Source organism: Pseudosulfitobacter sp. SM2401 (assembly GCF_042932805.1).
GTDB lineage: Bacteria > Pseudomonadota > Alphaproteobacteria > Rhodobacterales > Rhodobacteraceae > Ascidiaceihabitans.
Genome location: NZ_CP170633.1, coordinates 1,440,995 through 1,464,205, shown reverse-complemented (window position 1 = coordinate 1,464,205; position 23,211 = coordinate 1,440,995). Strand labels below are relative to the sequence as shown.

23 protein-coding genes are annotated in these 23,211 nt (G+C 55.4%); 3 read left to right on the top strand and 20 right to left on the bottom strand.

Going from position 1 to position 23,211, the window contains the following annotated elements; genetic code table 11:
• Positions 1-25: 25 nt before the first annotated feature.
• The 4 genes from ACFIO0_RS07205 to ACFIO0_RS07190 are packed head-to-tail and all read right to left on the bottom strand — an operon-like array spanning position 26 to position 3,622.
• Positions 26-496 (bottom strand): hypothetical protein, encoded by a 471-nt coding sequence (locus ACFIO0_RS07205; protein ID WP_390914674.1) that lies wholly within the window; start codon positions 494-496, stop codon positions 26-28.
• Between the two features lies 1 nt (position 497).
• On the bottom strand, positions 498-1,937 hold the full coding sequence (locus ACFIO0_RS07200) for a glutamine synthetase family protein (protein ID WP_390914673.1): 1,440 nt from the start codon (positions 1,935-1,937) through the stop codon (positions 498-500).
• 30 nt (positions 1,938-1,967) lie between these two features.
• Positions 1,968-3,191, bottom strand: coding sequence for an aromatic ring-hydroxylating dioxygenase subunit alpha (locus ACFIO0_RS07195; protein ID WP_390914672.1), 1,224 nt, complete (start codon positions 3,189-3,191; stop codon positions 1,968-1,970).
• Positions 3,188-3,622, bottom strand: a complete 435-nt coding sequence (locus tag ACFIO0_RS07190; protein WP_390914671.1) for a Rieske 2Fe-2S domain-containing protein — start codon at positions 3,620-3,622, stop codon at positions 3,188-3,190. Before ACFIO0_RS07190 ends, ACFIO0_RS07195 begins: the two co-directional genes overlap by 4 nt.
• 84 nt (positions 3,623-3,706) lie before the next feature.
• On the opposite strand from ACFIO0_RS07190, the gene ACFIO0_RS07185 reads away from it, so the two are divergent.
• On the top strand, positions 3,707-4,453 hold the full coding sequence (locus tag ACFIO0_RS07185; RefSeq protein ID WP_390914670.1) for an IclR family transcriptional regulator C-terminal domain-containing protein: 747 nt from the start codon (positions 3,707-3,709) through the stop codon (positions 4,451-4,453).
• A gap of 37 nt (positions 4,454-4,490) precedes the next feature.
• On the opposite strand, the gene ACFIO0_RS07180 is transcribed toward ACFIO0_RS07185, so the two are convergent.
• The 8 genes from ACFIO0_RS07180 to ACFIO0_RS07145 all read right to left on the bottom strand — a co-directional run bounded on the left by ACFIO0_RS07180 (position 4,491) and on the right by ACFIO0_RS07145 (position 12,842).
• Complete coding sequence (locus ACFIO0_RS07180; RefSeq protein ID WP_390914669.1) at positions 4,491-5,420, bottom strand: PfkB family carbohydrate kinase; 930 nt, start codon at positions 5,418-5,420, stop codon at positions 4,491-4,493.
• A 67-nt stretch (positions 5,421-5,487) separates the two neighbouring features.
• Positions 5,488-6,522: a sn-glycerol-3-phosphate ABC transporter ATP-binding protein UgpC gene (locus ACFIO0_RS07175; protein WP_390914668.1), complete on the bottom strand. Its 1,035-nt coding sequence runs from the start codon at positions 6,520-6,522 to the stop codon at positions 5,488-5,490.
• Positions 6,510-7,931: a mannitol dehydrogenase family protein gene (locus tag ACFIO0_RS07170; RefSeq protein WP_390914667.1), complete on the bottom strand. Its 1,422-nt coding sequence runs from the start codon at positions 7,929-7,931 to the stop codon at positions 6,510-6,512. Before ACFIO0_RS07170 ends, ACFIO0_RS07175 begins: the two co-directional genes overlap by 13 nt.
• Entirely contained in the window at positions 7,928-8,821 is an 894-nt protein-coding gene (locus tag ACFIO0_RS07165; protein ID WP_390914666.1) for a helix-turn-helix domain-containing protein, read from the bottom strand. The genes ACFIO0_RS07170 and ACFIO0_RS07165 overlap by 4 nt, the downstream gene beginning before the upstream one ends.
• Before the next feature lie 4 nt (positions 8,822-8,825).
• A complete protein-coding gene (locus tag ACFIO0_RS07160; RefSeq protein ID WP_390914665.1) occupies positions 8,826-9,584 on the bottom strand; it encodes an SDR family oxidoreductase in 759 nt (252 codons plus the stop codon).
• Complete coding sequence (locus tag ACFIO0_RS07155; protein ID WP_390914664.1) at positions 9,584-10,420, bottom strand: ABC transporter permease subunit; 837 nt, start codon at positions 10,418-10,420, stop codon at positions 9,584-9,586. Before ACFIO0_RS07155 ends, ACFIO0_RS07160 begins: the two co-directional genes overlap by 1 nt.
• A gap of 11 nt (positions 10,421-10,431) precedes the next feature.
• Positions 10,432-11,289 (bottom strand): ABC transporter permease subunit, encoded by an 858-nt coding sequence (locus ACFIO0_RS07150; protein WP_390914663.1) that lies wholly within the window; start codon positions 11,287-11,289, stop codon positions 10,432-10,434.
• 269 nt (positions 11,290-11,558) lie between these two features.
• Positions 11,559-12,842: an extracellular solute-binding protein gene (locus ACFIO0_RS07145; protein ID WP_390914662.1), complete on the bottom strand. Its 1,284-nt coding sequence runs from the start codon at positions 12,840-12,842 to the stop codon at positions 11,559-11,561.
• A gap of 301 nt (positions 12,843-13,143) precedes the next feature.
• Between ACFIO0_RS07145 and ACFIO0_RS07140 the strand changes: the two genes are divergently transcribed.
• Complete coding sequence (locus tag ACFIO0_RS07140) at positions 13,144-13,788, top strand: glutathione S-transferase N-terminal domain-containing protein (protein ID WP_390914661.1); 645 nt, start codon at positions 13,144-13,146, stop codon at positions 13,786-13,788.
• Positions 13,789-13,806: 18 nt separating this feature from the next.
• Here ACFIO0_RS07140 and ACFIO0_RS07135 read toward each other — a convergent pair whose 3' ends face one another.
• The 7 genes from ACFIO0_RS07135 to ACFIO0_RS07105 are packed head-to-tail and all read right to left on the bottom strand — an operon-like array spanning position 13,807 to position 20,471.
• Positions 13,807-14,664, bottom strand: coding sequence for an RDD family protein (locus ACFIO0_RS07135; protein WP_390914660.1), 858 nt, complete (start codon positions 14,662-14,664; stop codon positions 13,807-13,809).
• Positions 14,661-15,665: a stage II sporulation protein M gene (locus tag ACFIO0_RS07130; protein WP_390914659.1), complete on the bottom strand. Its 1,005-nt coding sequence runs from the start codon at positions 15,663-15,665 to the stop codon at positions 14,661-14,663. Before ACFIO0_RS07130 ends, ACFIO0_RS07135 begins: the two co-directional genes overlap by 4 nt.
• Positions 15,662-16,978, bottom strand: a complete 1,317-nt coding sequence (locus ACFIO0_RS07125) for a DUF58 domain-containing protein (protein WP_390914658.1) — start codon at positions 16,976-16,978, stop codon at positions 15,662-15,664. Before ACFIO0_RS07125 ends, ACFIO0_RS07130 begins: the two co-directional genes overlap by 4 nt.
• A 1-nt stretch (position 16,979) precedes the next feature.
• The gene (locus tag ACFIO0_RS07120) at positions 16,980-17,936 is read right to left on the bottom strand and encodes an AAA family ATPase (RefSeq protein ID WP_390914657.1); all 957 of its coding nucleotides are present in this window, start codon (positions 17,934-17,936) and stop codon (positions 16,980-16,982) included.
• Positions 17,923-19,248, bottom strand: coding sequence for a hypothetical protein (locus ACFIO0_RS07115; protein ID WP_390914656.1), 1,326 nt, complete (start codon positions 19,246-19,248; stop codon positions 17,923-17,925). The genes ACFIO0_RS07120 and ACFIO0_RS07115 overlap by 14 nt, the downstream gene beginning before the upstream one ends.
• Entirely contained in the window at positions 19,241-19,981 is a 741-nt protein-coding gene (locus ACFIO0_RS07110; RefSeq protein ID WP_390914655.1) for a hypothetical protein, read from the bottom strand. The genes ACFIO0_RS07115 and ACFIO0_RS07110 overlap by 8 nt, the downstream gene beginning before the upstream one ends.
• 40 nt (positions 19,982-20,021) lie before the next feature.
• Positions 20,022-20,471 (bottom strand): DUF805 domain-containing protein, encoded by a 450-nt coding sequence (locus ACFIO0_RS07105; RefSeq protein ID WP_390914654.1) that lies wholly within the window; start codon positions 20,469-20,471, stop codon positions 20,022-20,024.
• Positions 20,472-20,718: 247 nt separating this feature from the next.
• Between ACFIO0_RS07105 and ACFIO0_RS07100 the strand changes: the two genes are divergently transcribed.
• Entirely contained in the window at positions 20,719-22,107 is a 1,389-nt protein-coding gene (locus tag ACFIO0_RS07100) for a pyridoxal-dependent decarboxylase (RefSeq protein WP_390914653.1), read from the top strand.
• On the opposite strand, the gene ACFIO0_RS07095 is transcribed toward ACFIO0_RS07100, so the two are convergent.
• On the bottom strand, positions 22,104-23,111 hold the full coding sequence (locus ACFIO0_RS07095; protein WP_390914652.1) for a substrate-binding domain-containing protein: 1,008 nt from the start codon (positions 23,109-23,111) through the stop codon (positions 22,104-22,106). The two genes, ACFIO0_RS07100 and ACFIO0_RS07095, sit on opposite strands and share 4 nt — an antisense overlap.
• Positions 23,112-23,211 lie beyond the last annotated feature (100 nt).

Below are 23,211 nucleotides of genomic sequence, written 5' to 3'. Positions count from 1 at the left end.
CCGCAAGCTGTGTGCGGTTCATGATCTAGGAATTGTGAAACACAGCAAACCCGATCCGTTGGTCTGCTGTGATCCGGTCAAACAGGTCCGTGTGCAGGACGCCCGAGGCAAGGCCAAAACCCCGTACAAAAGCAGGTTCCGCTAACCGCGTCTGTGCGGACAGGTTCGGGTGCTGCGCGCCGGCTTCGCCGTGCCAGCGCCATTTTCCGTGACCGACAACCATTAGGTCATCGCCACACAGTGCCACGACAATGTCCAGTCGATCTGCTAACCCAGCCGTGCCATGCCTCAAACGCAGCGGCACCGGGGCATCCGGTGCAAGGCCAGGAATATCCATGATCGGGGCATGAGACAGCGTGACACTTGCGGACGCAAAACCATTCCGCACCAACATCTGGCGCAAACTTTCGCGCAGCGGAAAATACCCGTCGATGATGTCCTCAAACCTCACAGCTTTTTCGGGATCCGCTTTGGTTTTCGAAAAGCGTCTGATCATGTCAAAACAGGTTAAAATATTCGGCCTGTTCCCACTCTGACACGGTCATCAGATAACGCTGCCATTCGGCGCGTTTGATGTGGGCCAGATACTGAACAAACCCGTCGCCAAGCGTGTCTTTGTACAGCTGACTTGCCTCGAAAGCATCGATTGCAGAACTTAGATTGTCGGGCAATTGCGCGGCAGTGTCTGCATAAGGTGTCTGGCTGGGCTCAGGCGCCGTTTTTGCACCGGTAATCCCGGAAAGCCCGCCCAGAATTTGCGAGGCAAAAGCGTAATACGGGTTCGCGGTGGTATCCGCGACCCGGTTTTCGATACGGCTGGCGGTGTCGTCGGGATACATCAGCGCGCGGATCATTGCCCCACGATTGTCCGTCCCCCACGTGATGCGGTTTGGTGCCAGCTGAAATTCGGTAAAACGCTTGTAGCCATTCACTGTCGGTGTCGTCAAAAGACACGACGCGGCGGCGTGCTCTAGCAGCCCCGCGATCCAGCCAGACGCCTGCGGTGTTAGCCCTGTGTCTTTGGGCATAAACACGTTTTTGCCGGTTTTGATGTCCAGCAATGACTGGTGAATATGCCAACCGTTTGCTGCTGCATTTGCCAGTTTCGGTTTGGCCATGAATGTCGCGTGCAATCCACGTTGTGCGCAGACTTCTTTGACCATCGTGCGGAACAGCACAAAGCGGTCCGCTTGGATCATCGGGCCGGACGGATCGAAGGTGAATTCAAATTGGCTTGGGCCCATTTCGACCTCAACCGTGCGCGGTGCCAGACCCATCGCCTCAGCGTGTCGGCGCAGAGTATCAAGGATATCTTCGGTCTCGCTATAGCGCGTGTCCGTCAGATATTGCCACCCTTGGGTCAGGTTGCGTGTCCCAAACGGCGCAGGCGGCATCGACGCTTGATTGTGGGCCAACCCGTCATCGGTTTTTTGAAAAATCTGGAATTCGACTTCTAGCCCAAAGACGGCGTCATAACCTGCCTCGTGCAATTGCGCCTCGGCTTTTGCCAAAACTGTGCGCGAAGCAAAGCTGATGTCACTGCCGGATCGATCAATCACATCGCACATCAAAATCGCCGACTGCGGAGACCACGGCAACGGATAAAAACAAGTGGGGTCCGGCACCAACAAAACATCACTTGCCCCGCAAACCAGCGCATCAACGCCAGCCCCCGTGCCATTCCAAACGTCAAACACCGTCCGGTGTGATGTGTCTTTTAACAGCAACGTCGAAGGCACGTTTATGCCTGAGGCGAACGCAGACGCAAGCATGCGCGCCGTGATGGTTTTACCTCGTAAAATGCCGTGCTGGTCGGCAAACACCAAACGCACGGTTTCGATGTTTTTGGCCTCGACCTGATCGACCACATTTTGGGCGCGCTTTGCTGTTTCATTGTCCCAGCGGCCAAGCTTAGCAAGCCCACCAAATTTGATCATTTTAACCACAGCACCATTCACCCCAAATCGTTAGACAGTTGCATCCCACGGACACGCGGCACGGCGCGCGATATCAGCTTGTTGGCTCGCGTTTTGCCAATCGTTGCTGTTTGTAATGGCATCGTTAGACAGTGGCCCCACGATACCCGACGCCAGCGGATCATTCAGCATTGGCAAATCCCCCTCGCCGCTTTCCAGCGCCGTGATCGCAGCGCGCAGCATCCGCCGGTAGCGGATAATAGCAGCGTCAGAGCGACCAAGGTGTTCTTGCGTGCGGTCCTGAATACGGCCCATCCCCTCGACCGCCCATTGATCATGAACGTTGATATCAAGCCCCATACCGGTATAAGTTGCGCTCGCCTGTTCGGCCGGATCATAGTGATAATCGTTGGCCCGGTTTTTCAGCGGCGCATAGTCCGGCAAACGGTGCTCCTTTAGCCGCTGTTCGCGCATCAAGGCCTTGTTGACCGGGTTCTGAAAGCTGGTGAACATCGTGTACCAATAGCAGTTTTCATCGTCGATCGGCACGTGCCATTGCGTGATCGTCATCTCGCGCGACATCGGAATGCAGATCGCCTCGGGAAAGATCTGATTGGTCACACGCACATGCGTCAGCCCGTTGTCCAAATTACGCAACGCGGTGATTTTCAGCCCGAATTCGGTTTCTTGCACATCAATGTCCGGACGCGGGTATTCGCGCAAAATCTGCGTCATCGGCATGTCCGTGTGCGCCGCCTTGTCGCGAAACTGTTTGCCGTAGCCCTCGGAGGTGTCTTCGTCCTCTAGAAACCTGTGCAAGAACGAGGCATGGGCAGGATCTATCCCGATTTCCAGCGCTTGCAGCCAATTGCATTCCCACAAGCCTTTGAAGGCAAAGACGTGACTGTCGGGGGCGCGAAAGCAATCAAAGTTCGGAAAATCAGGCGGTGTGCCCGGCCCCATGTAGGCAAAATACAGGCCTTTACGGTTTTCCACAGGATAGACCGGACCCTGCGGGTCGATCGCGATATCCTTTGCATCAGGGTAAAACGCAGGCGGTTCGTCAGGTGTCGCAACCCGTGTCGCCAACACCAAATCCTTGGCGTCATTGCGCGTCAAAACCAAACGTTCCCCAAGCAGGTTTACAGCAACTTGGTCGCCCTGCGCCAGTTCCTCGGCAAGAGCGGCGGGTTGCCAATATCTGCGCAACACAGCCCCGGCAGGCGCATCCGGTCCAATACGCGTAATCCTGTCGTTCAGATCCTGACTGATCATGATGTCCCACCTTTCTTGTGCAGCATTTCGGTTTGCGGCTGCCCATTGCCGACATAGGCAAGGATCACGCCGCCACGTTCAACAACCGCGATCATCGGCACCTTGATTTGCTGATACATTTGCGATCCCAGCGGTTCTGCAGGCTGTTCTACACATTGCCCCGTGCGATCAAAGTGCCAGCCGTGAAACGGACAGCGCAGGCCGTTATCCTCGAGCCTGCCAAAGCATAAATCAGCACCCCGATGCGGACAGTTCCGCCCGATCAACCCCAGCTGCCCGTCGTCATCGCGAAACAACACCAGACGCTGCCCGTTCAATGTTACAGGAAGGACCGGTCGGGGGATGTCCAACGCAGCGCTCTGTGCCACAACCACCCAAAGGCTTGTGTCGTCAAACTGTTCCGGTCCAGACGTGCCGTCGGTTTCAAGCAATTGGTTTGACCTCGTTCAAATATGTGCGATAATCGCACAAACAGTCACATATCGAACATATTGAAATCGGAAAAACCTGTCAACATGACCAACAAGAACAATGCCTCAACCTTTGCCAAAGGCTTAAGGGTTTTATCGTGCTTCGAAACCGGCAGGCGCGACCTAACGATGGCCGAGGTGTCGCGGTTGACCGGGTTTGACCGTGCCACAACGCGCAGGCTGTGCATGACGCTGCAGGATGATGGGTATTTGCACAAAACAGATCGGGTCTTGCGTCTTGCGCCAAAGATTTTGGCAATCGCGGGTGGCTACCTCACTTCCAACGATTTTGGGCATCGGGTGCAACCGGTGCTGAACCAATACGCCGAGGAATTCGAGGGCGAAATCGCCTTGGCCATGCAGGACGGTGACCGCGCAATCTATGTCGCGCGATCGGCCATTTCATCGGCGCGGGTTTCGTTTGGTTTTTCGGTGGGCAGCACGTTGCCGTTGCTGCCGACGGCAGTGGGTCGCATGCTGCTGGCACATGGTTCAGATGCAGATCAAGCGACGGCACTCTCCGGACTGACGCCTGAACGGTACACGCCAGAAACGGACATGGATGTTGGTTCTGTACGCAGCAAAATCGAAACCGCAGCCAAACAGGGATACGCGTTTGTGCGCAACGAATTCGAAATGGGCGCGGCCGGGATCGCAGTGCCGATCGGGCCCATCGGCGCGTCCCCGGCAGTGCTGGCGACAACCGCATCGGTCAACCAATTCGACAAGCCCGCAGAATTCGATCGCGCTCTGGATGTTTTGCGTCGTGCGGCGATCAGCTTGCGCGCATAACAGCTGATCTCGATAGGGTTTCCCGCCAGAATTCGACCTACGCCAGCTCGCTTTTCCACGGAGGATTTGCACCCGGCCGCGACACAGTCACCGCAGCAACTTTGGTTCCGTATTCAAGCGCCCGCCGCAAATCAGCTGCGTTCAAATTGTTGATCCGATTGCGATCAAGCAGCCCGTCTTCTGCCAGTTTGGCGAGGAAACCGGCGTTGAATGTGTCACCTGCCCCGACGGTGTCTGCGACGGTGACGGTCTGCGCTGGGACATCAACGATTTCGCCCTCGCCAAACAACGCGCAGGCACCTGCACTGCCTTTGGTCAAAACCACGATTTCCGGCCCTCGTTCGCGCAAAACACCGGCTTTCTCAAGCAGCGACAATGGGCCCGGTACAATCCAATCCAGGTCTTCGTCAGATACTTTGAGGATATCAACATGGGCGATCAGCGTGTCCAAACGGGCGCGGTAAGATACCTCGTCTTGGATGAAAGACACCCGAATATTCGGATCAACAACAATAACGCGCCGCGATGCTTCGCGCACAGCAAGTGCCAGATAAAAATCGGCCGCCGGTTCACTGATCAGGCTGATCCCACCAAAATACATCGCATTGGCCGCGTCAGGAATGCTCGGTCGTTCTTGCGGATCAAGCAGTCTGCCAGCCGTGTTTTCATCGTAGAAAACATAGCTCGCGTGCCCATCGGTCAGTTCCACAAACGCGAGCGTCGTCGGGCGATCAGAACGCACAACAAGGTCGGTCGCCACATTGCTTTTGTGCAGTTGATCCAACAAGATTTTGCCGAACAAATCTGTCGAAACCCCCGACACAAAATGCGCTTGCGCCCCGAGCCGACCCAACGCAATCGCCGTATTGAAAATAGCGCCACCAGCATGCGGCGTGAAGCTGCGCGCGCCAGAACTATCCGTCGTCGGGATCATATCAATTAGCGCTTCGCCACAACACACAATCATTGAAAACCGCCTGTTGATTTACACGCTGCGGCAACGTCAAAAAAGTCAGCAGTCATGGGCCGTATCCTTAAATGCGCAAGCCGCTTTCAGCACCAAAATAGTGGGCAAGTTCGGGCTTGATCGTAAAGCCGATCGTTTCGCCTTTTTCCGCCTCTGGTGGTTTTTCCGTCTTGGCAATGAATTCCACGCCTGTGGATGAAATCAAGTGAACCAACGCGTATTCCCCAAGGTTTTCAATCAGATCCAGACGCCCCTCGACAACCGCATTGGCTGTATCTGTGACGACCAAATGTTCAGGACGCAGACCAACTTGCTCTGTCGTTGGCAATTCACGGCCCAACGTTTCGCCCGCGTTTGGTGACAGATCGTCCGCCGAGAAAAAGTTCATCTTTGGGCTGCCGATAAACTGCGCAACAAAGGCGTTTGCCGGGCGTTCATACAGCTCGATCGGAGAACCAACCTGCTCGATCCGCCCGTCGCGCAACACGACGATTTTATCCGCCAGCGTCATCGCTTCGACCTGATCGTGGGTCACGTAGATCATCGTGGTTTTAAGACGCTGATGCAGGCGCGCGATTTCAAGGCGGGTTTGCACTCGCAAAGCGGCATCCAGATTGGACAGCGGTTCGTCAAACAGAAACACTTTGGGGTCGCGCACAATCGCACGGCCAATTGCCACCCGCTGACGCTGCCCGCCAGACAGGTTGCGCGGGCTGCGTTCCAGATAATCGGTGATCTGCAAAATTTCGGCAGCAGCCGTCACGCGGCTGTGAATTTCCTTGGGATCCGTCTTGGCCTGCTTTAGCCCGAACGCCATGTTTTTATAGACGGTCATGTGCGGATATAGCGCGTAGGATTGGAACACCATCGCCACGCCACGCTTGGATGCGGCGACGTCATTCACCACCTGATCGCCAATCGCGACAGTCCCATCCGAGATTTCCTCGAGCCCGGCAATCATGCGCAGCAGCGTGGATTTACCGCAGCCTGACGGGCCAACAAACACGACAAATTCGCCGTCTTCAATATCGAGGTCGACGCCGTGCATAACTTGCGTTTCGCCATAGCTTTTGCGCACATCGCGCAGAGTTAGACCGGACATTTTAGCTCCAATTCTTTAATCTCACGTCGCAGGGTGTCTACGAATTCAGGATAGGTTTCAGGTAGATCGCCCCACAGTTGGCGATTGGTCAAAAATGCATCCGTCCCCAGCAGCGCTTCGAGATCGTTCCAACTGGGTTCGACGTATTTGAACGGTATATTTCCGGCGGCGACGTGACGGGCAAAAACATACCAGCTGGCAATGCTTTTGATCGCAAAGACCGGCACGATGCCCTGTTCAAAGCACCCAAACAGCGTTGGCCGGATGAAAATCGGAAACTTTGCCATGCCATCCGCACAGATGCGCGCCACCGTATCACCGATGGCCTGATTGCCAAAACGCCGCGCGATGTCAGCAAGGTAATCTTCTTTGCTGAACGGCAGATCAATGGTGATTGCAGGCAGAACTTCTTTTGTTTCAAAATCTTGGAAGTGTTTGTTCAAGTGATCCACGCGCATCGCGGCATCAAACGTTTCGACCCCGTCAAGGGCGGCCATGTAGGCCAGCGCGGTGTGTCCACCGTTTAACACGCGGATTTTGGTTTCCTCGTAAGGATCAACATCTGGCGTTACAGTCACGCCGGATTGCGCTAGATCAGGCATTGGTGCGACCGCGCTGTCTTGCAAAACCCATTGAATGAAATCTTCCGCCATGACCGGCGATGTGACGTCTTTGCCCACCAGAATGGACAATTCCGGGCCAAGTTCGGCCGGGCTGCGCGGTGTAATCCGATCAACCATAGAACAGGGAAACGCCACGTTCGTATTCACCCAAGTTGCGAGCGATTGATCACTGCACGCCTCAAGGTAGGTCTGCAAATTGCGACGCAACATCTTGCCGTTCTGGCGGATATTGTCGCAACACGCGATGGTCAGCGGTGCCCCTGTGCTTGCAACACGCCCGCGCAAAGCGGCGCGCAGATATCCATAAACGCTGTGCGCGGTGCCACCTGCAACCTCGGCGTTGATCGTCGGATCTGTCAGGCTTAGATCGCCATTGGGATCAGTGTAATAGCCGCTTTCGGTCACGGTGATCGTCACCAAATGCACCGAAGCCTTTGACAACAGCGCCTCGGAACTGGCGCGCGCAATGCTCCAATCGGCAAAGTGCACATGTGGGCGCACACGGCGCAGCGCAACCTCACCTTCAGCGGAATAAGACTTGAGATAGTAGCCGTCATGACGGTTAATGTCCGCCTCGGCTAAGACAAATTGATCGGCCTCAGACCCACGCAAATTGACGGCAGCAATGCCCCAGCGCAAATCGCCGGACACATCCATGTAATCGTCGATGTAAACCGCCTGATGCGCACGGTGGAACGCACCAAAGCCCAAATGGACAACGCCAATATCACACGCGGACCGGTCATAGCGGGTTGCGAACACGGGTGTGTGCGTCACACTGTTCATGAGGTAGGCTCCATTTGCGGTGCGAGATCCTTGCGCGCGGTATCGCGGTATTCGGAAGGAGTCATGCCCTTCACCTTCAAGAAATGCCGGTTGAAATTAGCAAGGTTTTTGAACCCCGCCATTTGCGAAATCGTGATGATCTGATCGTCAGAGGCATACAGCATGCCGCAGGCCTCGCCGATGCGAATGCGGTTCAGAAACTCGACAAAGCTATGCCCGGTCACCGCCTGAAAATTGCGACTGAAGGTAATTTCGGTCATACGCGCCATGTCAGCGGCTTGGCCAACCGAAATCACGTCGCTAAAGTTCTTGACAATAAAATCAACCACTTCTGCGATGCGCGCCTGTTTGCTGCCGCCTTCGGGTTGGATCAGTTTGGCCGCCGACAGGGTCTTTTTCTCGGCATGTTCATTGAGCCGCACGAGAAAGCGCACGAAAGCCAGAATACGTTCAGCGCCTTTGTTGTCGCGGATCGATTCCATGTGTCCACGCGCAAAGGTCGGGTTGAACCCCTCAAACAAAATGCCAGACTGGGCCAGCTGTAGCAGTTGCAAAACCTGAGCGAATTCAGGAAAGCCTTCGGCGAGTTTGCCAACACTTTCGTGGCTGAATTGAACCAGCATGTCGCGCGTTGGGGCAGGTTCGGTCCAGACTTTATCGGTGATCCAGTTGTGCGGCAGGTTCGGCCCGGTCATGAACAAATCGCCAGCTTTGAAATCGCCGATGTAGTCGCCCACAAACGCCTTGCCGCGTGTCGCCGTGATCAAGTGCAGCTCGTATTCTTCGTGCGCATGCCAGCGGCACAATTCATTTGGCCACCCGTGTTCAAGGTAGCGAATGGACCGCGTGCTGCGATCAACCATTTCAATTTCAGGGGCGATTATTGACATGCATTCACCTCAGCACGTTGCCGCCATCGACACCGATGGTCTGCGCGGTCATGTAGGATGATTGATCTGATGCAAGGAAAACAGCGGCGCGTGCCACATCGTCTGGCACGCCCATGTGGCCAAGCGGTACGGCGGCACCGACTTCGCGTTTCTTTTGCCCCGGTTCCTTGCCCTCGAATTTTGCGAACAACGCGTCAACCGATGCCCACATCGGCGTGTCGATCACGCCTGGGCTGATGGCATTTACGCGGATTTTATGCGGCGCAAGCGCGAGTGCTGCGGATTGGGTGTAGCTGATCACGGCAGCCTTGGTGGCGCAATAATGCGCGACCAGCGCTTCGCCGCGGTGCCCTGCTTGGGACGCGAGATTGATAATCGAACCGCCCTGCCCGCGCGCGACCATCGATTTGGCCGTGGCCTGCATCACCGCGTAAAACGCCCGCACGTTGACGCCAAACAAGCGGTCAAATTGCGCAAGATCTGCGTCCAGCACACCGCCCATGTCGAAGACGGCCGCGTTGTTGAACAACACGTCGGGTTTGATGTCTGCGATCCAGTTGGTGCAGCCAGTCAGCCCGTTGTCGTCCAGTAAGTTGAACGGCGCGTACGTGGCTGGCCCGTCAAATTCATCTGCAATATCAGTCGCATAAACCGTTCCGCCGAGGGCAGCGAAATGCGCAACCGCACTGGCCCCGATGCCACCAACGGCACCAGTCACCAGGCAGGTTTTGCCCGTCAGATCGGTGGGGGCCGCGTTCAGCATTACTTGACGGCTCCGAATGTCAGGCCCTGTACCAATTGTTTTTGGCAGAACCAGCCAAGGATAACGATGGGCGCAATTGCCGCCGTCGATACGGCTGACAGGCGGCCAAAGAACAGACCCTCGGGTGCGCGGTTGCCTTCGATCAGCGTGGACAATGTGGCCGCGTTAATCGTTGTCAAACGCACGCTCCAGTAGGCTTCGTTCCAGCAAAAGATGAACGTCAGCAGTGCCGTGGATGCGATGCCGCCCCATGCCAGCGGGATCAGAATATCCTTGATTTCGCCCCACGTAGACACGCCGTCCATCTTGCCCGCCTCAATGATTTCTTTGGGGATTTCTTTGAAATAGGTGAACAACATCCAGATCACGATCGGCAGATTGATCAGGCACAAAACCAAAATCACCAAGAAATGCGTGTCGTAGATTCCTAGCATGTTTTTGGTCAGAAACGTCATCGGATAAAGCACGGCCGCAGCTGGCAGCATCTTGGTCGACAACATCCACATCAGAATATCTTTGGTGTGACGGCTGGGGTTGAACGCCATCGCGTAGGCCGCAGGCACACCCACAATCAGCGCAAACAACGTGGCAAACGACGAGGTGATGACCGAGTTAATGGCAAAGCGCCAGTAATCGTAGTTTTGCGTCATGTTCGTGTAGTTTTCGAGCGTTGGTGTGAAAAAGATCAGGAATTCCGGTTTGACCGCGTCGGCGTCGGTCTTAAAGCTGGTAAACACCAACCAGAAAATCGGAAAGAAAAAGATCAGGGCGATGGTCCAGGCCAAGACGGGCCAAAGGAAATTACCAAGTTTCGAGCTTTGAGCGACTGTTGCCATTGTCTTTTCCCCTAATCCATCAAGCTCTTGCCAACCATGCGCAACAAGAAGATCGCGATGATGTTGGCAAGGATGACTGCAAAGATGCCTGTGGCACTCGCGGCACCAATGTTGTTGTTGGTAAATTCACCGATCAGATAGGGCAGGTTTTTATTCCCGCTGCCACGGCTGACGATTTCGATTTCCGCATACAGCGACAGATGAAAGATCGACTGGATCATCACCACAATCGCGATGGGCCGGGCCAAATGCGGAACCGTCAGATTGATGAATTGCGACCATGCAGACGCCCCATCCAGCGTTGCCGCCTCTTTCTGGCTTTCGTCCTCGGATTGCAAAGACGTCATGAAAATCAGGACCGCAAAGGGTGTCCATTGCCACGCCACCATCATGATCACCGCGTAGGATGACGTCTGTGTTGCGCGGAACGACAGCGGCCGGAATTCGGGCCACAAATTAAAGAACGCGCCCAAGACCGGAAATTCGCGCAACCCGTCAACGATGTTGTTAATGCCGCCAACTGCAAGGCCCTGAAGCCCCAAAACCGGGTCAAGGATCATGTTGATCCACAACACCGCGTTGACCGCTGGCATGACGAAAAACGGTGAAATCAGCAAGACGCGCACGATACCACGTCCGGGAAAAGACCTGTTGACCAGAACTGCAATCGCGAGACCCAAAATCACGGTCAACACGAGAATGCTGGTCACGATGAACACCGAATTCTGGATTGCGAACCAGAAATCCTTGGCGTTCAGCACGTAGTTGTAGTTGCCAAATCCGCGCCAGTTGCTCAGCGCCGGTTTGGTCCATTCCGGACGGATCGAACTGTTCAAAACGTAGCGGATGAACGAAAAGTAAATCGTCATGCTAAGCGGGACCAACATCCAAACGAGCAGCAACAAAACAGCTGGGGTTTGAAGTATGCGAGGGAGCGTTCTTTTGGACATAGCTCGGGTCACCTGTGCGAAGCAGAAGTTTCGTTGAATTTGTGAATTAGCGGATGATCGTTTGCAGAGCGGTTGTGCCAAACACGGCGGTGACGCAGTGGTCGGACAGATCGGGCGAACGTGTCAACTGGGGGTAAAGGGCCCGGAAATCGTCCTCCGGACCCTTTGGTAATCTATGCGTTAGCGGCTTAGTAGTAGCCCGCTTCGGACATGATTGCGTCTGCGGCAGATTGCGCTGCGGCCAATGCATCGTCGACTGATTTCGCGCCGGACAAAGCTGCTGCGATTTCTTGAGCAACGGCTGTACCGACTTCTGGGAACTCAGGGATCGCTGCGAACTGAACACCTACGTATGGCTTGATGTCTGTGGCTTCTGGTGCCGCAGATTCAATGGCTGCCATTTCAGCTGCTGCAAAAGGTGCCGCCGCTTGGAACTCAGGGTAGGCATAGGTGGACGCACGTGTGCCTGTAGGAACCGAACCCCAGCCAAAGTCAGGGTGCGCTGCAACCGCTTGGATGTACGCTTTGGATGTTGCCCACTCGATGAACGCGTGTGCAGCTTCGGAGTTTGGCGAACCTGTAGGGACGGCCATTGCCCATGCCCACAACCAGTTCGCGCCCACTGGGTTACCAGCGTTTGGCGACTGGGCGTATGCAACGCCTTCGACTTCCAGGAATGACGCAGCGATTGTTGCATCGATCCACATGCCACACTTGCCTTCGTTGTAAAGAGCAAGGATTTCGTTAAAGGAGTTACCTTCAGAACCGGGAGGGCCGTAGTTGCCCAACAGATCAACGTAGAAGTTGATCGCAGATTTCCACTCGTCAGAGTCAAGAACCGGACGCATGTCTTTGTCGAACCATGCACCACCAAAGGAGTTCACAACAGTTGTCACGAACGCCATGTTGTCGCCCCAACCTGGCTTACCGCGCAAGCATGCACCGTAAACGCCAGCACCAGGATTGTGCATCGCAGCCGCTGCGGCCTTGATGTTGTCCCATGAATCGTTGTCGGCGATTGTTACGCCGGCGGCATCTGTCAGGTCCTTGCGGTACATGACCATGGACGATTCACCGTAGAATGGTGCCGCGTACAACGTGCCCTCGTGGGACAAACCGTTGCGCATTGCTGGCAGCATGTCGTCAACGTCGTATTCTGCGCCAAAGTTCAGGGGCTCGATCCAGCCTGCCGCGCCCCAGATGGGTGCTTCTTGCATGCCGATGTTGATGATGTCGTACTGACCGCCACCGGTGGCTGTGTCAGATGTGACTTGCTCGCGCAGAACGCCTTCTTCTAGCGAAACCCAGTTCAGGTTCACACCAGTCTCTGCAGTGTAGGCTTGCGCTACTTTCTGCATGTTGATCATGTGACCGTTGTTTACGATTGCGATTGTCAGATCTTGTGCTGACGCAAATGAAGCACCAGCGACGCACAGCGTCAGGCCAAGTGCCGAATTACGTAGAGATTTCATGTTTTTCCTCCCAGAAACCACAGATTCGTTTTAGTCTGTCGTGCAAGGTTGAGGGAATTCCCAAATCCATTCAAATACTATACCAGCAAAAACACATACGATTCCATCATATTGTTGAAATCGCGTCGGCGGTTTTGCTGGATAGGTTCATCATGCCCAGCCCGTGTTCATCTAAAACCGGCCTGCCAGCGCCTCTGCAACACCATTTTGTTAGGGTGCTTAGCGGCTGTTCCTGTCCGGCATTCCAACGCTATGGTGTGGTAGAAATTGCAACGACCACGCGTAGGATCAGTCAGGCAAAATGTTAATTTATACATCAGATCATTCACTGTATTGCGCTAAATTGCGGATACTTCTGCGCCACAAAAAACTATCGTTTCAAGAGGCACCTCCGCCCGGTGGTGGTGGGTCACAAGAGTATCTCGCGATCGTTCCGTCTGGGAATATTCCGGCCCTTGTGGACGGCGATTTGATCCTGACCGACAGCGAAGTGATCGCAGAATACCTCGAGGAAAAACATCCCGAAATTCCGATGTTGCCTGACACGGTGATCGGGCGGGCAAAATGTCGCGAACGGTCGCGGTTTGCCGACACGCGCCTTGAACCCGCCCTGCGTCTCACGTTTGCTCATGTTGATCCCGAAACCCGCGACAGCGCTGCGATCTCGCTGGCACACGCCCAAATTCAAAAGCAGTTGATTGCGTTGGGGCACATGCTGGGTCGCGCCGGTCTTTCGCCAGACAGGCTGTGGATGGGTGACCCCGGCACGATCATCACACTGGAATGGATTGCGCTGTTTGAAGGTCCGGTTGTGCCAAAACTGGACTGGCCAGCCTCCGTGCGGACCTACCAAAACCAGTTGTCGCAGCACGCAGCCGTTCGCGACGAAATTGACGCCTATCGCCCCGAAATGCTTGGGTATTTGCGAGAAAAAGGCGCAGCGTAGACCACGAAGGATGCAAACCTAATCCTTTGATTTGTCGTGAAATTTGTTCTCGCGCGCATCCCCGAACAACTGGCGGCTTTCCAGATATGCGCGCTGCTGGCGGTAAAAATCGGTCAGAAATGCCCAATGATCATTCGGCAGCAAAGGTTCAACATAGTTGATTTTACGCCGGATGGTTCTGACCACATCGGACACCCGCTGTCTGGCGTCAGGTGTCTTTGGACGCTCGCGCAAGATACCCTCAAGCGCCTGCAATTCAAAGCGCCCGTAGATGTTGAGGTGCGACACATCAAAGACAAAACCGGACTCGGTCTTAACCTTGGGTGCGGCCAGATCCGGCATCAAAAACGCTTTGGGTTGTTCAACAACCAAAGTGCCCGCGATCATATCCCCCAAGCGCAACCGGCGTTTGTTCAGCAGCGGAAACAGCAAGATCGCGCACATCCACACAAAGATCGCAAAACCGGTCCAACCGTTGCCGAAATTGCCCGTCAGCAAGGTGGTCGCAGGCAGGAACACTTCGACTTCTTTCATCAAATTACGCGCAACAATCTGATGCGGCGTCAGGCGTCCACCATCCGCGCTGATCACGCGGATTTTGACGATACGTTTGCCCAGGGTGCGCCCGTTCCAGACCAGTTCCGAGAAAATATAATACGGCACGCGCAGGAAAAACGTCAGCAAAAAGAACAGCGAAACCAGCAGCCCTTCATCCAGAAAGTTGGTAAAAATGACAAATAGCAAGAACAGGAACATGCCACCAAAGGTGATCAAAATGTCCAATGTTTGCGCACCGAAACGCGCCCCGGCGGTCGCCACTTTTAGCGATACAGGCACACCTTCGGGTGGAACGATTTCGATGCGGCGATCCTTCATAAGTCACGCTCTATTTCGGGGCCGCGCCCGGCCAGCATGAGCCACGCAAGCCACAGCGCACCGATGCCCCAGCCGATGAACAGTCGCAATTCCGTGCTTTGAACCAACTGGCGAAAGAAGCCTTCGATGATGGCGGCAGCGATCAACATCAACCCCGCCAAAATCATCAGTTTCACCGCGTCCCTGCCCGCCAATCGCAACGCCTCGCGCCGCGTGGTATTGCCCGGTAACAGCACCGCAAGCCCCAGCTGCGCACCGCCCGCGCAGGCCACGCAGATCGCCGACAACTCGGTTACACCGTGGATCGACAACCAGCCAAACAGCTCGTAGCCAAGCCCCGCTTCGGCGAACATCGCAAAGAACGCGCCTAACAGTAACCCATTGTAAAACGTCAGAATAAAACTGGGCAGCGAGGCAAATATGCCAAGCGCAAAGATGAAAATGGCGATGCGTGTGTTGTGCGAAAACAGGAACGACGCAAAGACCCCAAGGCTTTCGCCGTCTTGCCTGTCATCGTCAAACAAGGTCGAACGCAAGTATTCAACCGAGGCCCCCGGCGCGCGCCCGTCCGACATGCTAGGCGGCACAAACGTAAAGAACCATTCGGGGTCTTGAAAATACAGCAGATAGCCAACCACGGCCCCCAAAACCATCGCCAAAAATCCGATGAACAACGGCAACGCGGATCGACGCACCGCCCGTGGAATGCCGGAAGTGAACAGGCGCACAACTGCGCCGCGCACGCTTTCTTGGGGGGCGTAAACCACCAGATAGGCCCGCGCACACAACGCGTCGAGATAGGCAAGCAGCGCCTTGTCCATCGAAATTGACCGCGCCACGCTCAGCGAATTCACCGCTTGGCGATACAGGCTGGCAAGGTTTTGCGCCTGTTCGTAACTCAGCGCAGACATGCCATTGGCCTCGGCCACAGTGACTAGTGTTTCCAGCTTTTTCCAGCCCGCTTCACGCTCGGCTCGAAATCGAGAGGATCGGATCATCATATCATTTCCTGCGATTTGATATCGATATAGCGCGAAATCAGGCGCGCAGTCAGTTGCTCTGGCACGGTGTCGATGCACAAAATCCCGAGGCGCTGCAAACGGTCCAGAACCGCCTGACGTTCACGCAGCAATTGCCGCGCCGACACCGAATTTGCGATCGCGTTCATCGACGTATCATCAGGTTCCGCGATCGCCTGCAATTCAGGATCACGCAGCGCGATGTAGAGCACCAGATGTTGGCGCGAAATCACGCCGAGGTTCTCGACCAGCAGCTCGGCTGTGACGCTATCGACAAAATCCGAAAACACCACGATCAACGAACGCCGTTTGAGATTGCCATTCAGCTGCGTGATCCCGAGCGTGTGGTTGGTTTCATGCGCGACCTGTTCCAGCCCGGCGCTGACCTTTTGAATATGCGCAAAGGCACGCCGGCCCGGACGCGGCGGAATGAATGTTTGAGGCGTCGCATCAAAGCTGTAAAAGCCCACGTTATCGCCGCCCAAACCGCCAGCCCACGCCAGCGACAGGGATGCATTGATCGCATGATCCAGCTTGGCCAGCTTGCCGATGCGTTCGCCCATCAGGTGCCCCTGATCCAAACACAACATGATCTGGTGGTTGCGTTCAGCGCGGGTTTCACGCGCCACCAGATTGCGCGTGCGCGCCGAGCGCTTCCAATCAATCGACCGCGGATCCATACCCGTCTGGAATTCGCGCAACTGATGAAATTCGGACCCCTCGCCGCGCAGGTTCATGTCCTTTAACCCATCGAGCAGCGGTAACATCTGAGTGTGGATTTCCCCGTTCAGCACTGGCGCAATATCGGGTACAATCGCAATGCTAATATCCAGCGGCCAGCTTGGCAAAACATCGAACAGCCCAAAGCGCGAGACATACATCAACGACAACCGCGTCAGCCGCGCCTCGCCCCGTTCACGCAGATCGATAGGAATTTTCACACCAGCATTTTTTGTGCCCGCATCACACTCCAGATACACCGTGTCTTCTTGCAAACTCAGCTCGACACTATGATCCAATCGCAACGCGATGTTGACAGGCAATGCATTTTTCTTTGCCCTAATTGACAGTTTGATAAACGCAGATTTACCAACATAGCCAGTATCTTGCATGTCAGTGCTAATGTCAAAATCACGTGCGCTTGCAGACATTGCCAAGTCGACAATTGCCACAGAAATCAGCACACCCCACAACGCAATGACCGCCGTTGCACCGTCTGTTCGGGTCATACCGATCATGACCGTGGCCGCAGCCACACCCAAAACCAGTGCAATAAGGCGAACTGAGGGGCGCATCCTAGCGTGGCGCGTCCGTGCGATTTAGCAAGGTCGTCAACACGTCATCTGTCGTACGCCCTTCGATTTCAGCCGATGGTCCCAGCACCAAACGGTGACGCAGCGCGGGGATAATCAGCGCCTGAACATCGTCCGGGATCGCATAGTCACGCCCTTCCAATGCGGCCTTGGCACGCACCGCACCGGCAATCGCATCTGCCGCGCGGGTCGACGCGCCGTGCTGGATTTCACCGTCATCGCGGGTCGCGCGCACGAGGTCAACAATGTAGGTCAGGATCGTTTCATCCAGCCTGATTGAATCGACCAATTCATGGCCAGCTTTCAACGTGTCGCGATCCATCACACGGCGCAAAGCCGCACCACCACTGCCATTGCCAAGCGGCAATCCGGCGGAGCGCATCAAAATATCAATCTCGGTTTGGCGGTCTGGAAAATCGACCAGAACCTTGAACAGGAACCGGTCCAATTGCGCCTCTGGCAGCGGGTATGTGCCGTGCTGTTCAATCGGGTTTTGCGTGGCGATGATAAAGAAATTGTCGCCCAGCGGATAGTTCGTGCCGTCAATCGTAACTTCGCGTTCGTTCATCGCTTGCAACAAGGCCGACTGGGTTTTTGGCGGTGCACGGTTGATTTCATCAGCGAGAAGAATGTCCGTAAAAATTGGGCCTTTGGTTAGACGGAACTCATTGGTCTCAAAGTTAAAAAGGTTCACGCCCAACACATCCCCCGGCATCAGGTCCGGGGTGAATTGGACTCGCCCGAAATCCAGATCGACAACCTGGCTCATGCACCGCGCGACAAGTGTTTTTGCAGTACCCGGAGGCCCCTCAAGCAGCACGTGACCACGTGCAAAAATCGACACCAACAGCATGTCGATCAACCCACGTTGTCCTTGCACGACAGACCCGATTTCACCGCGAATATCGTCGGCCAATGTTTGGAATTCAGACAGGTTCATAATGTTGCACAACTTTCTTAAGAAGAGTTTGGTAGATGGCCAAATGACGATCAAGGACCTGTGGGGCCATGTCAGCGCCATCGTTGATCAACACGTCGGTGACGGCCGAAAATTCTTGGGCGAGATCCGGATCACGCCGCGCCAAAAGCGCTATAAACCGCGCCTCGTTGCCCTGCCCCAAAGCGCCGCCAAAACTGCGCGCACCAAGGTCTTGGAGCTGCAGACGCACAAAATCCGAAACCATATGCCCGTCATTTCCAGACAAGCGCAGCAGCCGCGCCTTGGCCGCAATAGCCGCCCGTTTGGACAGCTCGCGCGGTGCAGGCCCGTAACTTTGGACGGGACCAAACCGGCGCGACCCACGCCAGAACAGCACCGCCAAGACGATCATCAGCACAGCCCAAAATAGCGAAAACGGATACATGAAAAACCGCGACATCTCGTCCGAGCCACGCTCGTAGTCTTGTCGTTCCTGGCTTTCGGCGGTGGCAGTCAACAGGTTCGGGCTGTTGTCAATGTACACCGGATGTTTGGATTCGTTGATTAAGTTTGTGATGTAGCCCGCTGTAAACGCAGAATTATCTGACGCAACCATGCCGTGATTGTTCATCAAATCAGGATCAGCCACAAAGTGAACCGGATGATCCGCGTCTTCCAGCGCACATGTGATAATCAGGGCATCACGCCCGAACCGCAGGCTGGTGCGGCACTGCTTTGGCAGGGTTGAAATATCGAACCGCTGCGCATGAAACAGCGACACCTCAAAGCTGTCCCACAGGGTTTGTGTTGCAAATTCCGCACCACCACGCAGCACTTGCAACCCCTCCAGACCCAGCTGCCGCGCTAGGTTTGAATACAGATCGGCAGGCACCAACGCCTGTTCATGCGCAATGCCGGTCTCAATCAACGCTCCCCGCCATTTGGGGAATAAAACGACGCTTTCAAGTTCCATCAATTTGTCATGAAACACCGAAAGGTCGAGATCGCGTTGATCGTAATCCTTGATCCGGTCCGCGCGGGTTTCAGGATCAAGACCGTCGGTTGCCAAATTCATATCAAAGATCGGCAATATTCGCAGACTTAGCGCATCCAGACGCGGGCTAAGTCGCGGGTGCGATTGACGTGCCGGAATATCTTGGGCAATCAGCCACGGCCCCAATGCGCCAAACCCGATCTGGGACATGTTCAACTGGCGATCACGTGCGCCGGAACTTAGCAAGGTCAGCATCAAAAAGCCCGCAATCAGCAGACCGCAGACCACGACAATCGGCATCATGTTCGAAGGTGCCGTGTTTGAAGGTGTTTCAGCCACGCGCGCCACCCGCATATTTTGCGCCGTTCAAAATGCGACGTGCCGCATCCAGAGCATCGTCAAACCGGTCTTGGGCCACATCTCGTCCGCCGTAATGCGCAAGTTCAGTGTGCTGCAACATCGTTTCAAGGCGCGTGCGATGGATCCAATTTGCCGGTAGCCTGCCAAATGCGCCACGTTCTGTATCCGAGCGTGCAAACCGCGCATCGGTGGCACGCGCAGCGGCCAGCAAACAATGGCGCAACAAAAGCACCATCGCTGCAGTTCGGTCTGTCATTTGCGCAATCTGGGCCAGCAGCCCATCGGCGTCTTTTATCGCCTCGTCACCCATTTTCCACGCGTCTGGCGTTGTATGTTTGCGCCGCGTGTCATCTCTGGGTTCGCGGGCCAACAGCGTCCCGCCACCCCCGAATTTCAGCCACAAAAACAAAGCGCCAATTACCAGACCCACAGCAAGGACAACGCCAAACCCGTTCAGATCCATTGGCGATCGTTGGCGTGGGGAAACAGTAGTTGAGGGATCAGATTGCGCGCGCGCACCCGTCAGATCACCGTCAAGCTTGCTGGCATAGATCGTGTCGGACCGTGCGTCCGCCCGTTTGGCCACGGCGCGAAAATCTTCGGAGCTGTCACCAACAGGCCGATCAACAGCCTCAAGCACCGAATACTCGAGGCTCGTGTCATTCGCGTCTTGCGCGACGCTGATAGCGGGCAAAACCCAGACAATCATCATCGCGCAGACGCAATACTTGCGCATTAAGTTGTGCAAATCCTTAGGCGAACACGTCCGCGCCAGAGGATGGGTTTAGCGGATCTTCGCCAAACCGGTTTTCGCCGTCTGTGCCCTTTAGGACTGTGATGACAAAGGCCGCAAGGCTGATCAGCACTCCGAGGTAGGGAATATTGGACAAGACAAACACACCCAAAATCCACCAACCAGACAAATCCCGATCATGAAAGCGGCGCACATAAACCGAAATATACGGGATATACAGCGCGATCATCCCAACACCAAAGAGGGCGCCCATAATGTAATTGATCGTCGAAAACTGACCCGTGTTCATGGCGCGAACGCCGCCGAACAAGAAGAACAGCCCAACCAAAACGAGTGTCACCAGCAGCGAAAACAGTGCAAACCACCAATATTCCGACCGTGATGCACGGCCACTAAAGGTGATGTATTTTTCTGTCAGGCATGTGCGTACTGCATCCGTAAAACCCATTTCAAAACTCCTTGATTACAGGCAAAAACATTCGTTCATGCACCGTATGTGGACAATTTCACACACGGTGTTCAAGCATATTGTGGATGCTGACCTTGGATTTTTCGCAATTGGTGCGTGCAACGACGTCCGTGTCACGAGAAATTCACTGTCGCGATTGCGCTTGCAGTTTACGCGGCGGGATCATTCACGCTACACATCACTTAACAAAGCAATTAAATAATCGTGATCGCAAAGGGAACATGGCATGAATTGGGATGAATTCCCCGAATGGGGCGCACGGATTTCGGACTGGGCTGCCGATTACCACAAAACGATCCGCGACCGTCCCGTGCGCGCACAAACCGCGCCCGGTGATATCGCCGTTCAACTGGATCAAACCCCACCCGAAGCATCGACCGGCATGGACACCATAATGGCCGATTTCGAACGCATCGTGATGCCCGGGATCACGCACTGGCAGCACCCGCGGTTCTTTGCGTATTTTCCGGCAAATGCAGCTCCACCCTCGATGCTGGCGGAAATGCTGGTGTCGACGATCGCCGCACAATGCATGCTGTGGCAGACGTCTCCGGCAGCCACTGAGATGGAAACCGTCATGCTGGAATGGCTGCGTCAAGCGATTGACCTGCCCGACGGATTTTCCGGCGTGATCCAAGACAGCGCCTCCTCTGCCACTTTGGCCGCCGTTTTGACGATGCGTGAACGCGCCCTGAACTGGAAGGGCAACCAGATGGGTCTGTCGGGCCAACCGCGCCTGCGGATCTATTGCTCGGCCGAAGTTCACACCTCGGTTGATCGTGCCATCTGGGTCGCAGGCATCGGTCAGGACAATCTGGTGCGTGTTCCCGTCAAGGGGGCGCTGCGTGGCATGGACCCGGATGCATTGCGCGCGCTGATCCAGCAAGACATCGCGGACGGTCATCAACCCGCCGGCGTGATTGCTTGCACGGGCGGCACCGGCACCGGCGCCAGTGATGATTTAGCGCAGGTTTTGCAAATCGCGCGCGACTTTGATCTGTATTCACACGTCGATGCAGCATGGGCTGGTGCGGGCATGATTTGCCCCGAATTTCGCGCACTTTGGGCCGGGGTCGAGCTGGCGGATTCGATTGTTTTCAACCCACACAAATGGCTTGGCGCGCAGTTTGATTGCTCGGCGCATTTTCTGCGCGACCCAAGCAGTCTCGTGCAAACGCTGGCGATCCAACCGGAGTATTTGAAAACCCACGGGCACGACAATTTGATCAACTACTCGGAATGGTCGGTGCCACTGGGCCGTCGTTTCCGCGCGCTAAAACTGTGGTTTCTGATCCGGTCCTATGGGCTAGAGGGGCTGCGGACCCGCCTGCGCAATCACGTCGCCTGGGCGCAAGAGTTGTGCGAACAACTGCGCGCCGATGCACGATTTGACATCGTGACAGACCCGATTTTGTCGCTGTTCACCTTTCGACTGACGGGCAAAGATGACGCGGCGATGATCGATTATGTGAACCGGATTAACGATGACGGGCGCATTTACATCACGCAAACGCGGGTGGATGGGCAAATCGTTGTACGGTTCCAAGTGGGTCAATTTGATGCGACCCAAGCGGACGTGAATGTGGCGCGCGACGTGATGATCGCGCTGATCTAGGCGGGCGGTGCCAGAGATCCCCGCTGGATGAATTCGGTGGGGAATTTCACGCTTGTGCCTTGGGTGCCGCCCATGCGCGCGATCAAAACCTCGGCTGCGGCTTTGCCCATTTGTTCTTGGGGAACGCGCACTGTGCTCATCCTTGGGGACACGGCAGACGCCAATCCGATGTCATCAAATCCGATGATCGAGATGTCGCTTGGCACTTTGAACCCCAGCTCTTGGGCCCGCGTCATCGCCCCTGCTGCCACAACATCGTTGCCGCAAATAATCGCTGTGGGCTGGGCTGATTTCACTTGGTCAAACCCGTCGCGACCGCCTTGCAAAACATAAGGTGACGGCGCCGATGCAACCAAAGTCGCACCCTGCCCAAACTGCGAAATTGCATCCAACACGCCGTCATAACGGGCTTGCGCACGGTCGTTTCCGTCCAGAATGCCCGAGATCATGGCGATTTTCCGGTGCCCCATCTCAAGCACCTTAAGTGCTGCGTCATAGGCCGCCGCCTTGTTGTCAAACCCGACATACAGGTTGTCCACATCGTCGCCGTAACACCACCCCAACACATGCGGAATGTTCCGGATCCGCAAGAACCGGTTGGAGTCTTCGGGGCGCTCTTGTCCGATCAGCAACAACCCACCTGCCCCATGCGCCATTAGGTTGCGGATCTGCGTCAGTTCGGCCTTTGGATCGTACCCGGTGCTTGCCACCAGCATCGTGACGCCGGCCTCTGACAGCGCTTCTTGAAAGGCTTGCAAGCCATTGGCAAAAATCGCGTTTGCCATAGTCGGGATGATCGCGCCCACAGTATTGCTGCGTGAGGATGCCAACATGCGCCCGCCGGAATTTGGCGTGTAGCCAAGGGTGTTTATCGCGGCCTCGATCTTTTCTCGGGTCTTTTGTGCAACCACATTCGGATCATTCAGCGCGCGCGAAATTGTCGCCGTCGACACACCGGCAAGGCGCGAAACATCCGCAAGCGTTGGGGGCGTCGTTTTCGACATTCCGAATATAACCTTTGCGTTTGTGCCAATTCGCGCCACTCAATTCACCTTTTTGAAATCAGTGGATAAGAAGCGCAAAAGCAACTTAACAAAAAATGTA

Excerpts from the sequence above, each read along its gene's own strand:
- ACFIO0_RS07205 (WP_390914674.1), bottom strand. The coding sequence starts at position 496 with ATGATCAGACGCTTTTCGAAAACCAAAGCGGATCCCGAAAAAGCTGTG.
- ACFIO0_RS07200 (WP_390914673.1), bottom strand. The coding sequence starts at position 1,937 with ATGATCAAATTTGGTGGGCTTGCTAAGCTTGGCCGCTGGGACAATGAA.
- ACFIO0_RS07195 (WP_390914672.1), bottom strand. The coding sequence starts at position 3,191 with ATGATCAGTCAGGATCTGAACGACAGGATTACGCGTATTGGACCGGAT.
- ACFIO0_RS07185 (WP_390914670.1), top strand. The coding sequence starts at position 3,707 with ATGACCAACAAGAACAATGCCTCAACCTTTGCCAAAGGCTTAAGGGTT.
- ACFIO0_RS07180 (WP_390914669.1), bottom strand. The coding sequence starts at position 5,420 with ATGATTGTGTGTTGTGGCGAAGCGCTAATTGATATGATCCCGACGACG.
- ACFIO0_RS07175 (WP_390914668.1), bottom strand. The coding sequence starts at position 6,522 with ATGTCCGGTCTAACTCTGCGCGATGTGCGCAAAAGCTATGGCGAAACG.
- ACFIO0_RS07170 (WP_390914667.1), bottom strand. The coding sequence starts at position 7,931 with ATGAACAGTGTGACGCACACACCCGTGTTCGCAACCCGCTATGACCGG.
- ACFIO0_RS07165 (WP_390914666.1), bottom strand. The coding sequence starts at position 8,821 with ATGTCAATAATCGCCCCTGAAATTGAAATGGTTGATCGCAGCACGCGG.
- ACFIO0_RS07160 (WP_390914665.1), bottom strand. The coding sequence starts at position 9,584 with ATGCTGAACGCGGCCCCCACCGATCTGACGGGCAAAACCTGCCTGGTG.
- ACFIO0_RS07155 (WP_390914664.1), bottom strand. The coding sequence starts at position 10,420 with ATGGCAACAGTCGCTCAAAGCTCGAAACTTGGTAATTTCCTTTGGCCC.
- ACFIO0_RS07150 (WP_390914663.1), bottom strand. The coding sequence starts at position 11,289 with ATGACGATTTACTTTTCGTTCATCCGCTACGTTTTGAACAGTTCGATC.
- ACFIO0_RS07145 (WP_390914662.1), bottom strand. The coding sequence starts at position 12,842 with ATGAAATCTCTACGTAATTCGGCACTTGGCCTGACGCTGTGCGTCGCT.
- ACFIO0_RS07140 (WP_390914661.1), top strand. The coding sequence starts at position 13,144 with ATGTTAATTTATACATCAGATCATTCACTGTATTGCGCTAAATTGCGG.
- ACFIO0_RS07135 (WP_390914660.1), bottom strand. The coding sequence starts at position 14,664 with ATGAAGGATCGCCGCATCGAAATCGTTCCACCCGAAGGTGTGCCTGTA.
- ACFIO0_RS07130 (WP_390914659.1), bottom strand. The coding sequence starts at position 15,665 with ATGATGATCCGATCCTCTCGATTTCGAGCCGAGCGTGAAGCGGGCTGG.
- ACFIO0_RS07125 (WP_390914658.1), bottom strand. The coding sequence starts at position 16,978 with ATGCGCCCCTCAGTTCGCCTTATTGCACTGGTTTTGGGTGTGGCTGCG.
- ACFIO0_RS07120 (WP_390914657.1), bottom strand. The coding sequence starts at position 17,936 with ATGAACCTGTCTGAATTCCAAACATTGGCCGACGATATTCGCGGTGAA.
- ACFIO0_RS07110 (WP_390914655.1), bottom strand. The coding sequence starts at position 19,981 with ATGATGATTGTCTGGGTTTTGCCCGCTATCAGCGTCGCGCAAGACGCG.
- ACFIO0_RS07105 (WP_390914654.1), bottom strand. The coding sequence starts at position 20,471 with ATGGGTTTTACGGATGCAGTACGCACATGCCTGACAGAAAAATACATC.
- ACFIO0_RS07100 (WP_390914653.1), top strand. The coding sequence starts at position 20,719 with ATGAATTGGGATGAATTCCCCGAATGGGGCGCACGGATTTCGGACTGG.
- ACFIO0_RS07095 (WP_390914652.1), bottom strand. The coding sequence starts at position 23,111 with ATGTCGAAAACGACGCCCCCAACGCTTGCGGATGTTTCGCGCCTTGCC.